Origin of the sequence: Microcoleus sp. w2-18bC1, from assembly GCF_036700365.1 — a bacterium.
Lineage (GTDB): Bacteria > Cyanobacteriota > Cyanobacteriia > Cyanobacteriales > Microcoleaceae > Microcoleus.
The window spans coordinates 1-15,972 of sequence record NZ_JAUBOS010000030.1 but is presented as its reverse complement, the minus strand read 5'-3'; the positions used below and the strand labels follow the sequence as shown (position 1 = coordinate 15,972).

Here is a 15,972-nt window from a genome sequence, read left to right as displayed (position 1 = left end):
GATGTTCGCATTTATTCGATCGCTTGTATGCTAAAATAATTAAAGCCCATTGCACTTATTGACCCAAAAATGGTGCGTACCCGACCTTAAATCACTTTGCTCAACAGCAGAAATAACGTATCAGAGTTTTACTTCCCAAGATAGATACGCGGACTTAATAAATCTGCAATCAGCCTTCGGATAGGGTTCAGAACTAATTTAATTATATAATATTTTTCCTAGAGAGGCACTTTTCTATGCAGGTTTATCGGCTTCCGGTACTGTCCGACAATTACATTTTCTTGCTGCACGACCCCGATCGCCACACAGCAGCCGTCGTCGATCCAGCACGATCGCAGCCAGTATTAGAGCAACTCCAAGCACTCGGAGCCGAATTAACCGCAATTTTCAATACCCACCACCACAACGACCACATAGGCGGCAATCAGGAACTGATCGATCGCTTTCCCCATATCAAAGTTTACGGTGGCGCAGAAGACCGAGGCAGAATACCCGGACAGCAAGTGTTTTTACAAGCGGGCGATCGAGTTTCTTTCGCCAACAGAACCGCCGAAGTCTTCTTCCTACCCGGCCACACAAAAGCTCACATCGCCTACTATTTCCCCCCCAGCAATCCCAGCGAAACCGGCGAGTTGTTTTGCGGCGACACCTTATTTGCTGGAGGCTGCGGCCGGCTCAAAGAAGGCACTCCCGCCCAAATGTTAGCCTCTCTGGGGCAACTGCGAAATTTGCCCGATAGTACGAGAGTCTGGTGCGCCCACGAATACACGCTGAACAACCTGCAATTTGCCTTGAGTGTGGATGGCGACAATCCCCACTTACAGCAGCGCTTCGCCGAAGTCAAGGAAGCGCGCAGTCGATCGCAACCTACAATACCATCATCGATCGGCCTCGAAAAAAGGACAAACCCATTTTTGCGCTGGGACTTTCCCACGATCCAATCAGCCACCAACACCCGCGATCCCGTGCCAACCTTCGCTCGATTGCGCGGCATGAAAGACCAATTTTGACCGAAAGCATCCAGGATACAAGCCCCCGGATTCATCCGTGGGGTCAATGCTTCAATTCTTTAATCTAAAATCTAAAATCTAAAATCGATTGACCTTAACGTTTTGGTTGTTTCAGGTAACTCTTAAACTTGAGTATCGGTTCGCTCAACCACCTGTCAAGTCTTTGGTATTTTACGTGAAAGCTCGACAGCCCCTTAAACTTATTTGGAATTTTTTCTAGTTCCTCCTTAAACGGTGTCTGAGACAACATATCAAGCCATAATTGATTGGGGGCGGAGCTTTCCCACGGTTTTGGTCTTGACATAAAGTGCATCACTTTACTTGACATATCATCAGTCTTGTGGTTGTTCCATCTTTGGTCTAATTGCTTCCACCTTCCCACTAAAACTGAATTTAATGCACCTTGATCGCGATCGCCCCAAACGTGGGTTCTAGCATTTTGGAGCAACTTTTCCGACAGTTGCTCTTCCTCCCAAAGCTTCATGTTGTAAACTAAAACACCACTATTGAAATAAGGGTTTCGATCTTGATAATTGTTGAGATTTCCCCAGAAGTTGGCTGCGGCTGCTATCGGCAGAGTTTGAAAATCTAGGTTCCACAGCGGCTCTAAGCTGCCCAGAACGATCGTATCGCTGTCGAGCCAAATCAGCCTTTCTGTTTCTTTGGTATATTTTTGCGGCTCCAATTTAACGTAAGGAAGTTTAGAACCTGATATCGAAAGAAGTTGGTCGTAATTAGATTGCAATTCTTGCCATTCAATCTGGTATTTGCAGCAATTCTGTAACTGTTCCTTTTGGTGTGGCTCTATCCTAGTAGATACAATGCTAATTTTTACAGGCTGCTCTCCAGATTGGCTAACATTGAGATCTACAGACTTGAGAAGTGCTGCTAACCCCAGAATATAGGTGCGATCGGCGGCTGTGAATATGTGCATAGGATTAAGTTTGTGAGATGAACGGCAAACGTGACACAAACATTGGACTGGAGGAAGCAGGCGACCCTGTATTGAAGTAAATGCGATCGCCCGTTTACCGTTGAGACGAACATTATCTTGCCTAAATTTCCGGTTAGATTTACACCAAGAAACGGGTTTTCTAAGTAGGTAGGCGCAAATAAAGTTTACTATGTAACAGAATGTAAGGCGGGCAGAACAAGAGCGATTGCTTCGTTTCACTCGCTGCTAGAGAGGGGTTATGTATTTTCAAGCTTCATCTACTTATTGATCTGTGTGCAAGTGCCATCTGTTCGCACCCGAAAACGAGTAACAGCCATGGCTAATATGCAGCAACCCGACAAATCATGAGAGGGGCTGACCTCGCATTTGAAACAGCCAGAAAATTCTCCGTCGCCTGTGCTGAATCCCGCAACTGGTTCAGACGTGGGACTCTACGATAAAATAAATTGTCTAGATATCGATATTACCGCAGAACGATCGACATCCATCTTAGGTTTGAAGTGTCACCCTGCTCAAGTCAAAAGTTCCTCTGGTTATTTCCCTATTATTGATCGCGATTTGCTTTGCCCAAAGTAAAATGAGCGTTGTTAGAAACCGATGCAAAACCCACGCAATACTGAACCCCAAGCAAAAATCGACCCCTCTGTTTCAACGGATTCTAACAAAGCCTTCTACCCAGCCCCCCCTTTGTCAAGTGATGTAGGGATGGTTCTGCAATTGGCAGATGGCAGCATTCAGGGGTGCAATTCTCACGCCCAGGACCTGTTGGGGATGACAGCAGAACAGATGCTCTTATGCACTTCAATCAACAGTCGCTGGCAGACTCTGCGTGAGGATGCCTCGGATTTTCCTGGCGAGACACATCCGGCGATGGTGGCGCTGCAAACCGGGCAACCATGTTTAAATGTCATCATGGGCTTTGATCGGCCACAGGGAGAATTGATTTGGTTGACGCTCAATTCTCAACCTTTATTTCAGGGAGATCGATCGACTCCCTATGCGGTAGTAACAACCTTCACTTCTATCGCTCAACCTCAGCCTGAACCAGTCTGTAACGCGCCCGCGCCCCAACTGTCAGACACCCTCGAAAGTATTTCGGACGGGTTCTTTGCTTTGGATCGAGACTGGCGATTTACCTACCTCAATTCGCAAGCTGCGCGATGGCTGAATCGACCCTCGAAAGATTTGATTGGCAACAGCATTTGGGAAGAGTTTCCCGAATCAGTGGGCAGTTTGTTTGAGCAGGAATATCGCCACGCCGCTACCTTCCAAGTTACGGTTAGTTTTGAATCTTTTTATCCACCGCTCAATGCTTGGTATGCGGTACGAGCTTATCCCATCCCATCAGGACTTGCCGTTTATTTTCAAGATGTCACTGAGGAGAAAGCGGCTAGGGCTGCTTATATTAAACAAGCGCAAACGGCACATCAACAACTAGCAGAAATCGAGGCGATTTATGCTAGTGCGCCGATCGGACTTTGCTTCCTTGATACTGAGTTGCGGTTTGTCCGCCTCAACGATTGGCTAGCAGAAATTAACGGAGTTCCAGCCGCCGCCCACATCGGCAAAACATTGCGCGAAATCTTGCCAGAAATGGCAGATGATTTAGAGCCGCTTTACCGACAAGTTATTGAAACTAAAGTTCCACTTCAACAGCTCGAACTTCGCAGGACGAACTCAGCACAGCCGGGAGTCGAACAGGATTGGCTGTTGAGTCTCTATCCACTCAGGGCCGAGGACGATCGCGTCCTGGGAGTGAATGTGACGGTGCTAGAAATTACCGATCGCAAAGCTACCAAAAAAGAAATTGAACGGCTCAACCAAGAATTAGAACGACGAGTCAATGAACTCGAATCGATACTTGATGCTGTACCCGTCGGTATTACGATCGCAGACGACCCCCAGTGTAAAGTAATTCGCGCTAACCGATTTGCCCAGTCGATGTTGATAGTGCCACCCGATACCAATGTTTCTGGAACCGGAGAGCAAGCCGCAGCCCTTCCGTTTAGACGATTCCGCAACGGAGAAGAAATTCCGGGAGAACAACTGCCCATGCAACTAGCCGTGGCTTCGGGCGTCGAAGTGCGAGATGTGGAAATTCAAATGGTGCGCGAGGACGGGGTGGCCTTTGATTGGTTGGTGAATGCGGTGCCGTTATTTGACGAACAGGGCGCAGTTCGTGGCTGTGTGGCCGCCTTTATGGATATTAGCGATCGCAAACAAGCTCTTGCTGCTTTGCGCCACTCTGAGGAACGCTATCGCACTTTGTTTGAGTGCCTAGACGAAGGCTTTTGCATCATCGAAATGCTGTTTGACGAAAACGAAAAGCCGATCGATTACCGCTTTTTGGAAGTCAATCCGGCTTTCTTGAAACAAACCGGGCTTGAACAAGCTGCGGGTAAAACGGCGCGCCAACTCGTTCCAGATATCGAAGATTATTGGTTTGAGATGTACGGCAAAGTCGCCCTGACGGGGGAACCCTTGCGCTTCGAGCACGGCTCGGAAGTCATGAACCGCTGGTTCGACGTTTTGGCGTTCCGCACTCCTGAGCCGCACAGCCGACAAGTCGCCATACTTTTCCAAGAAATCACTGATCGCAAACAATCCGAGAATCTCCTGCGGCAACAGGAAGAGCAACTGCGGCTGTTCGTCAAACATTCGCCTGCGGGGGTGGCGATGTTTGACCGCCAGATGCGGTATATGCTGGTGAGCGACCGCTGGCTGTCAAGTTACGGGCTCGGCACTCAAAACATTGTGGGTCGATCGCACTACGACATCTTTCCCAATTTGCCCGATCGTTTGAAACAAATCCACCAGCGCTGTCTGGCGGGATCAGTCGAAATCTGCCCAGAAGATCAGTTTCCCCGCCCTGATGGCTTAATCGACTGGGTGCGCTGGGAAATTCATCCTTGGCGAACCAACACCAATGAGATTGGCGGTATCATGATTTTTTGCGAAATCATCACCGAGCGCAAAAACGCTGAACTCGCGGTGCAAGCGGCCTCCCAGCAAGTCAGCAATATTATAGAAAGTATTACCGATGCCTTTATGGCGATCGATTCACAATGGCGCTATACCTACGTTAATGCCACAGCAGAAAAACTGCTTTCTCGATCGAGAAACGACTTACTAGGTCGATCGATCTGGGAGGTATTCCCTGCCGAGAAAGAATTTAATTCAAGGGCATATCAAGAATTTCATCGAGTTGTTTCCGAACAAGTTTCTGTCAAGTTTGAAGAGTTCTCGCCTTCGCTCCAGATGTATATAGAAGTGAGCGCCTATCCTGCGGCCGGAGGACTTACCGTTTATTGGAGCGATATTAGCGATCGCAAACGCACTGAAGAAGAACTGCGCCAAAAAAATGCGATTTTGAACGTAATTAACGAGTCAGCGCCGACGCCAATTTTTGTCAAAAATCGAGAAGGACAGATTATTTATGCCAATCCAGCCACGCTGGAAATAATGGGCAAATCTGCTTCTGAAGTAATTGGTGGTCGCGATATCGATTTATACCCAGTAACAGAACTTGCAGTCACAGTCACGGAAAACGATCGGCGCATTATGGAGTCTGGACAAACAGAAGTCCTCGAAGAATCTCACGATGGCATTCGGACATTTCTGGTAATGAAAGCTCCATACCGCAATCAAGCGGGAGAAGTCATCGGCCTGATTGGCATCTCCAGCGAAATCACAAATCGCAAACGAGCAGAAGTCGCCATGCAAGAACAAACTAAGTTACTGCAAGTCATCATTGACAGCATTGGCGATGGTTTAATTTTGGCAAACCAACAAGGGGAGTTTGTGTTGTTTAACCAAGCCGCCGTAGGAATATTCGGTCAGCTATCAAATGAAAAATCTTGTGAGGAATGGTCGAGCACTTACGGACTATTTTTGGCAGATAAAAAAACCCTCTTCCCCGCCGCTGAACTACCTCTAGCCAGAGCAATCAAAGGTGAATATGTCAATGATGTAGAGGTATTTGTCCGCCGCGAAGATTCCGAAGATCGCTGGATCAGTATCAGCGGTTATCCAGTAGTTGATACTAGCAGCGAAATCAAAGGCGGAGTGATTGTCTGTCGGGATATCACAGAACGCAAACAAGCTTTATCAGCGCTGCAAGAAAGCGAAGAACGATTCCGCAATATGGCTAACAATGCTCCTTTTATGGTATGGGTAACAGACTCCACAGGCTATTGCACTTTCTTGAGCGAAACCTGGTATGAATTCACAGGTCAAACTGAGGAAACAGGTTTGGGATTGGGTTGGATAAACGCGCTGCATCCAGAAGACCGAGAACAGGTAAAGAAGGCATTTTTGACCGCCAAGGAACGCCAGGAACGGTACAGCGTGGAATATCGCGTCGGGCGCAAGGATGGCGGATATTCTTGGGCGATAGATGCAGCAGCTCCCAGATTTTCCGAAAGCGGACAATTTGAGGGTTATATCGGCTCTGTAATCGACATTACAGAACGCAAACAAGTGGAAACCGAGCGTGATATAGTTCTCCAATTAGAACAAACTGCCCGCACGGAAGCCGAGCGAGCTAACCGCATTAAAGACGAGTTTCTGGCTGTGCTTTCTCACGAGTTGCGATCGCCCCTGAATCCGATTTTAGGCTGGTCGCAACTGCTCGTCGGTGGCAAGCTGAACGCGAGTCAAAGTGCCAAGGCTTTTGAGACGATCGAGCGCAACGCCAGACTGCAATCTCAATTAATCGAAGACTTGCTTGACGTGTCTCGGATTCTGCAAGGAAAACTCAGATTGAATGTTGCTCCGATGAATCTGGCAACCATTATTCCATCTGCTGTGGAAACCGTGCAATTAGCAGCCGAAGCTAAAAAAATTCAAATTCAAACAATTTTAAATACTGATGTCGGGCAAGTTCTGGGGGATACAAGTCGCTTGCAACAAATTGTGTGGAATTTGTTATCAAATGCTGTGAAATTTACGCCAGAAGGCGGTCGAGTAGAAGTTCGATTAGTGCAAATCGCACGCCAAGCTCAAATTCAAGTCATAGACACTGGTAAAGGCATTCTTCCTGATTTCTTGCCTTATGTTTTTGACCATTTCCGACAAGAAGACGGCGCAACAACTCGCAAATTTGGCGGCTTGGGATTGGGATTGGCGATCGTCCGCCAACTGATCGAACTTCACGGCGGAACGGTGTTTGCAGAAAGCGCCGGAGAAGGTCAAGGAGCGACGTTTACGGTGAGATTACCGCTATTAAATGATGATTCTAGAAGGCAGGAGGAGGAAGAACGTCATGGGGCTGCTTGTCCAGATCTCTCATCCTTGCCGCTAGCTGGATTGAGAATTTTGGTGGTAGATGATGAACTCGACTCGCGAGATTTTGTCGCTTTCGTGCTTGAGGAAGCGGGTGCAGAGGTGATTTCCGTGTCATCTGCTGCTGAGGCGCTAGAGTCGATCGAACAAACTGCACCGGATTTGCTCGTCAGCGACATTGGAATGCCCCAGATGGACGGGTATATGTTGATAAATCGCATCCGCACTCAGATTGCGCCTGAGTATCGGCAGTTGTTGGCGATCGCCTTAACCGCCTATGCTGGAGAAGGGAACGAGCGTCAAGTTTTACAAGCCGGATTTGATCAACACTTAGCCAAGCCGATCAATTCGACCCAGTTAGTTACTACTGTAGCGCGATCGATCGCCCAACGCCTTGAAAATAAAGCCTGAGTGCTCTGTAAGACATTGCACTGTAGTTGATTTGGCTCATTACAGCACCCCCGTTTTGCGTAATTTCAAACTGAATTTGCCCGTTAAAAATATTATCCCTGTTTCTTCCCTCGAACCTCGAATCTCAACATCTATCCGTTAAATCCGTTACATCCGCTACATAATCCGTTGCCGAACTTCCTTCTCCCTTGCGATCGCCCCTCAAACTTCGCTATTATAAAAAGTTGCAGTTAAAACCCCACAACCCACGATCATGGCCAAGCGCGTCCAATTAGTTTTAAATAAAGATGTCAGCAAACTCGGCAAAGCTGGCGACGTAGTAGAAGTAGCCCCAGGCTACGCCCGCAACTACCTAGTACCCCAAGGAATGGGATTTAGAGCCACTCCCGGCATTCTCAAGCAAGCAGAGCGCCGCCGTGAAGAAGAAAGACTGCGCCAGCTAGAGCTCAAGCAGCAAGCTGAAGTCCGCAAAACCGCCCTCCAATCGGCTGGGCCTTTCATCATCTCCAAGCAAGTTGGCGAAGCAGACGCGATTTTTGGTACTGTTACCAACCAAGAAGTAGCAGAACTGATTTTCAACTCTACCAGTCAAGAAGTCGATCGGCGCGGCATCACCCTACCCGAAATTCGCCAAACTGGTACATACAAAGCTGAAATCAAACTACACGCAGAAGTTACCGCCGAAGTTGATATTCAAGTGGTTCCGATGTAATTAAGAGTTATCAGTCATTAGTTGTTAGTCATTAGTCATTAGCTAACAACTAAGCACTGCTAAGTAAGGACTCAGTAACGCTAACTTGCAGATTGAGAACCGGAGCATCTCTGCAGAGAGTAAGAAGCATTTTTTCAGGAGTGCGAGATCGAGAGAGCGTGAGTCTGGTATAAACGCGAGCTCGCGACAGATCCCACTCCTACAAAACCTTACACTGATAATAACTAATGACCCCGCCGGAAAAACGGACACAAGCCCCGACGCTCCTGATGGTCGAACCTACAATTTTAGGATATTGTTCAAGCTCCCAGATTCATCTGTAGAGTAAATCTAAAATCTAAAATCTAAAATCTAAAATCTACAACCTAAAACCTAAAATCGAAAATCTACAACCTAAAACCTAAAGCCGAAAATCTAAAACCTAAAACCTAAAACCTAAAACAGAAAATCTAAAATCTAAAATCTAAAATCGACTGACTGAGGACTATTGACTAATGAGCGATTTGATGCCGACAAATATAGAGGCAGAAGAAGCAATTTTGGGCGGGATTTTAATTGACCCCGAAGCTATTTCCCGAATTGCCGAACTGCTGCGACCGGAGTTTTTTGCCATCACCGCTCATCAAGTCATTTATCGATCGGCATTAGGGCTATTTTTACAGGGTCAACCTACCGATTTAATGACGGTAACAACTTCCCTAACCGACCGCAATCAGTTAGAGCAAGTAGGAGGACTAACTAAATTAGCACAATTAGTCGATCGCACAGTTTCCGCAGTCAACATCGACCAATATGCAGTTTTAGTTGAAGACAAATATCAGCGCCGCAAATTAATCGAAGCTGGCAACAACATAGTACAATTAGGTTACGAGACGGCAACACCACTAGAAACAGTCTTAGACCGCGCCGAACAAGAAATTTTCAGCATAACTCAAGAACGTCCGCAACAAGATTTAGTGTCGATCGGCGAAACACTAAACCAAACATTTCAAGACCTAGAAAATCGCAATGAAGGCCTCACACTTCCCGGTATTCCGTGCGGTTTCTATGACTTAGATGCCATGACAGGAGGCTTTCAGCGATCGGATTTAATCATCGTTGCAGCCAGGCCGGCGATGGGCAAAACCGCCTTCTGTACCAACATCGCCCACCACATCGCCGCCGGACAGCAGAAATTGCCGGTTGCCGTTTTCAGCTTAGAAATGTCGAAAGAACAGCTAGTGCAGCGCATCCTGTCCAGCGAAGCCAAAATAGAAAGTAACCGATTGCGATCGGGTAGAATCAGTCAAAACGAATGGGAGCCCATCAGTACAGCCATTGGCAATTTATCAGAACTACCACTATTTATTGACGATACTCCCAATATTACCGTCACAGAAATACGATCGAAAGTCCGCCGCCTCCAAGCAGAACAAGGCGGCACCCTAGGATTAGTCTTGCTAGATTACCTGCAATTAATGGAAGGTACCAGCGACAACCGTGTGCAAGAACTATCTCGAATTACCAGAAGTCTTAAAGGTTTAGCCCGCGAACTCAATGTGCCGATTATTGCCTTATCTCAGTTGAGTCGGGGTGTGGAAGCGAGGACAAACAAGCGACCCATGATGTCTGATTTGAGAGAAAGCGGCTGTCTCGGTGGCGATAGTTTAGTTACCCTGGCGGATAGTGGATTAGAAGTCCCGATTCGTGATTTAGTCGGCAAATCTGGCTTTGCTGTTTGGGGATTAAATTCAGATACCCTGAAACAGGAAAAAGCGATGGTGACTAATGCTTTTTGTACAGGAGTCAAGCCCGTCTGGGAGATGACGACTTGCTTGGGAAATTCGATTACAGCAACAGGCAATCATAAGTTCTTTACATCAGATGGTTGGAAGCGGTTAGATGAATTAAAAATAGGCGATCGAATTGCTACACCTCGCTCAATTCCTTGTACTGAAGTGCAGACGATGGGTAATGCTGAATTAGCTTTACTAGGACATTTAATTGGTGATGGTTGTACTTTACCCCGACATACCATTCAGTACACGACGCGAGAATTAGATTTAGCTGAATTAGTTGCACATTTGGCTAGAGAAGTATTTGGTGATAAAATTAATCCCCGCATTAAACGCGAACGCGATTGGTATCAAGTTTATCTCTTTGCTAGTTATCGTCTCGCTCCCAATATTAAAAATCCGATTACTAAATGGCTCGAACAATTAGAAATATTTGGTTTACGTTCCCATGAAAAATTCATTCCCAGTTTAGTATTTACCCAACCGCAAGAATCGATCGCTCTTTTCCTTCGACACCTATGGGCAACTGATGGTTGTATCCGCACGAGTAAAGACAATTCCCACTATCCCAGTGTTTACTATGGATCTAGTAGCGAAAAACTCGCGCGGGGAGTTCGATTGTTATTATTAAAATTGAATATTAATGCCTCTTTTAAATCCATTTCCCAAGGAAATAAAGGACGAACTCAATATCAAGTATGGGTAGGCGGGAAGCAATGTCTAGAAAAATTTGTATATCGGATTGGTGCGGTTGGCAATTATAAACAAGAAAGTTTAGCTGCCGTCAAAATATATCTAGAAAATTCTGGACGGGCTAATACTAACCGAGATTTAATTCCCAACCAAGTTTGGCGATCCCAAGTTAATATGGCCAGAGAACGTTTGGGTTTAACAACTAAACAAATTCAAGCAAATTTGGGCGCGCGCTATTCTGGCGACAGTTCCTATCAATGTGATATCAGTAGAGAACGAGCTATGCAGTTAGCTACTCTTCTAGAATCTGAAGAAATGCTGAAAATTGCTGCTAGCGATATCTATTGGGATAAAATAAAAAAAATAAATTTCATCGGCGAAGAAATGGTTTACGATTTAACTGTAGAGAAAGTTGAAAACTTCGCTACACAAGGATTGTACGCTCATAATAGTATCGAGCAAGACGCCGACTTAGTAATTATGCTCTACCGCGATGAATACTATAACCCTGACTCGCCCGATCGCGGAATTGCAGAAGTAATTATTACCAAACACAGAAACGGGCCCACAGGAATCATCAAACTATTATTTGACGCCCAATTTACCTGCTTCCGCAATCTCGCATCTCCGAAGCGATCGTAAATAAACCAGAACATACACAGAAACCCGGTTTCTTAAAAAAAACCGGGTTTCTAAACACCGTAAAAGTTTTACGTTGAATTAGATTGAGCTACCTAGCCAGCGATTCTCAACAATTCCACATCAAAAATCAGCGTAGCATTAGGAGGAATCACCCCGCCCGCACCGCGAGCACCGTAACCGAGTTCAGGGGGAATAATCAACTTGCGGCGGTCTCCAACTTTCATGGTACCGACACCTTCATCCCAACCCTTAATTACTTGACCCACGCCAATTTGGAACTCAAAAGGAGAATTGCGATCGCGCGAACTGTCAAACTTCGTGCCATCCTCCAAAGTTCCAGTGTAGTGCACAACCACCTTCTGCCCGGTTTTTGGAGTCGCCCCATTACCCTCTTTCAATTCAACATATTTCAGACCGGAATCTGTGGTGACAGTTTTCTCAGTATTATCAGTCATGTCATTGCCAGCGATAGTAGCTGGTACCTCTGGTAAAGTAGCATCAGCTACTAGCAAGCTATTTTCATTCAAAGACTGCGCTGACAACTTCTCAATAGCAGTCTCGGGTAAAAGATTGTTCAATTCGGCTGCAACTGCTTGGGATCCAGAACCGCCCATTTGAGCGACTATCAAAAACAAAAAGCAAACCAGCATTACTCCCAAGCTGACTAGAACTCCTCGCAAAATTAATCCTCCTAATACTTTTAACCGCGATATCTCAGATATCTAAGACATCTAGTACAACAAGAACTACCAAATTTTATCTGAACTTTTCCACCAAAGAACGGCAGGTGCCAGATAATTTTCCAGGCCAAAGTATGAAGTCAAAATGTTTGTTATTCTACATAAATGGCTTCTACATAAGTGCCTTTTTTTAGCATTCTGCCTTCGGGTGACAATCTTATCACAAGAGAGCAGCGAACTTCTCGCGGGCGTTAGCGAAGCTTGCAGAAGAGGATCGAACTCAGCGCCAGTTACGGTTTTCTAAATCCCGCATCTGACGTTCCAAACGATCGAGCCTTCCCCGCAACTCATCCATTTCGGACTGTCGGGGAACTCCCATATCTTGCAGCATATTCCGTAGTTGCCGCTGCAACTGCGTATCCCAATTGCCCTGTTCAGACTTCAGGTGCTCGGTCATGTCATCGACAAAGGTTTTGGCTTGCTCAGGATTGATTTTGCCATCTTTGACCCATTGCTCGCTGACTTCCTGCAATTTCTCTGCCACTAGGGAAGTAGTACCAATGCCCAGCATTACCAGTTGTTTGAGTAAGTTGCTATTGTTATCCATAGATTTTTCCTAATGTTTGCCCTTTCATACCCGATCGGCTCAGGTCGCCTGCTGTCGCTGCGAAACCATCTGTAAACTTAAAGTTACATCAGCGCACAACTACCTTTCTATTTTGGAGCATCCAGCCGCCTGATGGCGAGCCGATCGCGCATTCTCGGCGTTCGGAAAACCCGCTAATGAGCCTACCCACCACATTACCCCATCACCCTGCGGTCTATGCCTGATTGCCCCCGCTGTCACCAACCTGTAGACGCCCAAGCCCTCGCCTGTCCACACTGCAAAATCCCCCTCAAAGCTTTCGGTCATCCGGGTATCCCTCTTTATAGATCAAAACCCGAAGAATTTCTGTGCACTACCTGTATTTATCACGCAGACGACACTTGCAACTACCCGCAGCGTCCCTTTGCCAAAGAATGCACGCTTTATCACAATCAAGCTGAGCCGCTTGTACCACAGACGAGCCGTTACATCAGCGCCGGCTGGATGCAATCCATCAAAAATTGGTCTCAGCGCCATCTGGTTTGGTTAGCATTATTAGGTTTAATTATTATTAGCATTGCTCTGTCGATTTAATCGGATTGTACAAAGCGTAGAATAGAGATATCTCTGTTAATCTGGGTTGCTCTATTATTCTCTAAATTATTCATGAGCTACGTATTCGGCATCGACGGCGGCGGCACTAAAACTATCTGCCTTTTAATGGATGACAACCACCTTGTTTTAGGACGGGGTGAAGCAGGGCCGTCAAATTATCAAACCCTGGGAATTGAGACAGCAAAACTATCCATCCAATTGGCGATCGAACGAGCAGTTCTGTCCGCTAAAATCGAGACGAATAGCAATCTCAACATAGAAGCAATTGGTCTGGGACTAGCAGGAGTTGGGCGTCCCAAAGATCGTGAAATAGTGCAATTTGTAGTGCAGAACTTGCAGTTGACGAATACTTTACCAGTAACCCGATCGTTCCTGCCCAGGAATATCGTAATTTGCAGCGACTGCGCGATCGCACTTGCTGGCGGTACAGGTCATCCAGTGGGTATCGCCGTTATTTCAGGAACTGGTTCCATTGTTTTCGGGCAAAACCGTCAAGGGAAAACTAAACGAGTCGGCGGTTGGGGATATATTTTAGGCGATGAAGGCAGCGGATATAACATCGCCCTTCAGGGTTTGCAAGCTGCTTTGAAGTTCTATGACGGACGCCAAGATTTTACCACGCTTGCGGAAAAACTTCAAACGCATTTAGGCCTCAATAACCTAGAAGAATTAGTAGAAGTTGTTTACGGGCGCGGTTGGGGAGTCAAAGAAATTGCAGCTTTAGCGCCGATTGTCGATCGAGCCGCAGCAGAGGGCGATCGCGTCGCTGACTGCATTATCAATAATGCTGTAGCAGAATTAACCTATTCAACCAAAATAGCCATTTCAGCGCTATTTAACCAAACAGAAGAATTTGAAATTGTGATTGTAGGAGGTGTGTGGGGTGGAGAGGCAAATTGTCGAGGTCGGTTTGAAGCAGCCATAAGTGCGATCGCCCCAAAAGCTCAGGTTATTTCGCCCCGATACGAACCAGCTTTCGGTGCTGGATTATTAGCCTTAAACGCTCTCAACAATTAGTTGTTGACTGTTGACGGTTGACGGTTGACCGAAAGCATCCAGGATACCCGCCACGTGATTCATCCGTCCAGAAATAAAAAACCTGTATCCGATGAAACTTGCCCCCCGAATTTATTGGTGGGGTCAATGCTTCAATTCTTTAATCTAAAATCTAAAATCTAAAATCGATTGACTGTTGACTATCTTCCTTATCTTCCCGATCGCCCCTGTCTTGCGGATTTTCTCGATTTTTCCCAATTTTCAACTTCTGGATTATCAACCTTATCTTCCCAACTGGTAGAATTCCAGCCTGCCATAATCAAAATATCAGATGAATGCGAAACAAGAAACAAATTTAGCAGTAGTGCGTTCCTAAGTAAACAAAAACCGAAGCAAGGAGACAATTTATATGATTACTTCTCAAAAATGGCGTTCAGCAACAGCAGCAGTCCTCGCACTGGGCATTACAGTTGGAACCAGCGCGCCACTGGTGGTAGCTACTCCCGCAGAAGCCCAACAAAGAATTTCCCAATTTGATAGCATCCGAATTCCGTCGGGCAGTGTAATTCCAGTTAGCTATGAAAAAGACAAAATAGTTGTCACCCGCGAAGAAACTGCACCTTTAACTTTAACAGTAGCGCAAGACATCCGCACACCTCAAGGCAGAGTATTAATTCCCAGAGGCAGCCAGATAGTCGGGGCACTGCAACCTGTCAGAAGAGGCAATCAAATGGGTACTCAATTTGTTGCCAGAGAGTTAATTATCAGCCGCCGCCAACGCTATCGGATTGACGGAAATTCAGGAATTATTACCAGAACCGAAAGAGTCCAGAAAGGTGCTGGCACAGGTTCAGTAGCCCAAGGTGCAGCCTTGGGTGCAGCAGCCGCAGCCGCACTCGCAGGCATTACCGGCGACAAAGCGATCGCGACTGAAGAAGTATTGGGAGGCGTTGGGATCGGCGCTTTAGCTGGAGTATTGTTGGGGCGGCGCAGCGTTGACGTGCTCGTGATTCGCCCGGAACAAGATTTGGCAGTGAGATTGCGATCGGACATCGTACTCCGCTAATATTGGAATCTTCGGATTAATTATTTGCAGTAAAACATTGTCGATCGCTAACTTGTGGTCTCCCGATCATTGGCTAGGCATACTGTTAAGGTTGTGCCTAGCCATGTTTGTTGGCGGAATTATTGGATGGGAGCGCCAACTCAGAAACAAACCAGCGGGATTGAGAACTCATATGCTAGTTAGCATGGGTTGTGCACTGTTTGTTTTAATGCCGCTAGCAATGGGGAAAAATGAAAACGGAGGAGATGCTGTAGCGCGGGTAATTCAAGGCATTGCTGCCGGGATTGGGTTTTTGGGAGGCGGAGAAATCCTGCGGCAAAATCACCAGGAAAGAGGTAAAGTTGAAGTTCACGGACTCACCTCTGCCGCCGCTATTTGGGTGTCAGCAGCTTTAGGAACTGCTGCCGGATGCGGGTTGTGGCAACTAGCATTAATTGGCGCTTTAATGTCGTTGTTTGTTCTGAGAGTAATTAGGGCTTGCTGAATAATCGATCGCACATCAAGAATAAGAGCGATCGATATCTTCAAGCCGAGTTAAATATAAGTTT

At 46.5% G+C, this 15,972-nt stretch carries 12 protein-coding genes; 9 read left to right on the top strand and 3 right to left on the bottom strand.

From position 1 onward, the window contains the following. The first annotated feature begins 236 nt into the window (after positions 1–236). Entirely contained in the window at positions 237–1,010 is a 774-nt protein-coding gene (gene gloB / locus QT979_RS16735) for a hydroxyacylglutathione hydrolase (RefSeq protein WP_333208741.1), read from the top strand. 94 nt (positions 1,011–1,104) lie between these two features. Here the strand turns inward: gloB and QT979_RS16730 are convergent, their stop codons facing one another. After that, entirely contained in the window at positions 1,105–1,944 is an 840-nt protein-coding gene (locus QT979_RS16730; RefSeq protein ID WP_333208743.1) for a glycosyltransferase, read from the bottom strand. Positions 1,945–2,331: 387 nt separating this feature from the next. Between QT979_RS16730 and QT979_RS16725 the strand changes: the two genes are divergently transcribed. From QT979_RS16725 to QT979_RS16710, 4 genes are all read left to right on the top strand, one after another. Continuing rightward, positions 2,332–2,541, top strand: coding sequence for a hypothetical protein (locus QT979_RS16725; protein ID WP_333311120.1), 210 nt, complete (start codon positions 2,332–2,334; stop codon positions 2,539–2,541). A gap of 21 nt (positions 2,542–2,562) precedes the next feature. Continuing rightward, positions 2,563–7,659: a PAS domain-containing protein gene (locus tag QT979_RS16720; protein ID WP_333311119.1), complete on the top strand. Its 5,097-nt coding sequence runs from the start codon at positions 2,563–2,565 to the stop codon at positions 7,657–7,659. Between the two features lie 253 nt (positions 7,660–7,912). Beyond that, positions 7,913–8,371 (top strand): 50S ribosomal protein L9, encoded by a 459-nt coding sequence (rplI, locus tag QT979_RS16715; protein WP_006634794.1) that lies wholly within the window; start codon positions 7,913–7,915, stop codon positions 8,369–8,371. A gap of 494 nt (positions 8,372–8,865) precedes the next feature. Beyond that, complete coding sequence (locus QT979_RS16710) at positions 8,866–11,481, top strand: replicative DNA helicase (protein WP_333311118.1); 2,616 nt, start codon at positions 8,866–8,868, stop codon at positions 11,479–11,481. A 92-nt stretch (positions 11,482–11,573) separates the two neighbouring features. On the opposite strand, the gene QT979_RS16705 is transcribed toward QT979_RS16710, so the two are convergent. Beyond that, positions 11,574–12,161, bottom strand: coding sequence for an FKBP-type peptidyl-prolyl cis-trans isomerase (locus QT979_RS16705; RefSeq protein ID WP_333311117.1), 588 nt, complete (start codon positions 12,159–12,161; stop codon positions 11,574–11,576). Positions 12,162–12,441: 280 nt separating this feature from the next. Continuing rightward, positions 12,442–12,768: a phasin family protein gene (locus tag QT979_RS16700; RefSeq protein ID WP_242723321.1), complete on the bottom strand. Its 327-nt coding sequence runs from the start codon at positions 12,766–12,768 to the stop codon at positions 12,442–12,444. Between the two features lie 216 nt (positions 12,769–12,984). On the opposite strand from QT979_RS16700, the gene QT979_RS16695 reads away from it, so the two are divergent. The 4 genes from QT979_RS16695 to QT979_RS16680 all read left to right on the top strand — a co-directional run bounded on the left by QT979_RS16695 (position 12,985) and on the right by QT979_RS16680 (position 15,908). Then, positions 12,985–13,341 carry a zinc ribbon domain-containing protein gene (locus QT979_RS16695; protein WP_333208750.1) on the top strand — a complete coding sequence of 119 codons (357 nt, stop codon included), beginning with the start codon at positions 12,985–12,987 and terminating at the stop codon, positions 13,339–13,341. A gap of 72 nt (positions 13,342–13,413) precedes the next feature. Continuing rightward, the gene (locus tag QT979_RS16690) at positions 13,414–14,379 is read left to right on the top strand and encodes a BadF/BadG/BcrA/BcrD ATPase family protein (protein WP_333311115.1); all 966 of its coding nucleotides are present in this window, start codon (positions 13,414–13,416) and stop codon (positions 14,377–14,379) included. A gap of 388 nt (positions 14,380–14,767) precedes the next feature. After that, positions 14,768–15,424: a hypothetical protein gene (locus tag QT979_RS16685; protein ID WP_333208753.1), complete on the top strand. Its 657-nt coding sequence runs from the start codon at positions 14,768–14,770 to the stop codon at positions 15,422–15,424. A gap of 103 nt (positions 15,425–15,527) precedes the next feature. Then, the gene (locus QT979_RS16680; protein WP_333311113.1) at positions 15,528–15,908 is read left to right on the top strand and encodes an MgtC/SapB family protein; all 381 of its coding nucleotides are present in this window, start codon (positions 15,528–15,530) and stop codon (positions 15,906–15,908) included. Positions 15,909–15,972 lie beyond the last annotated feature (64 nt).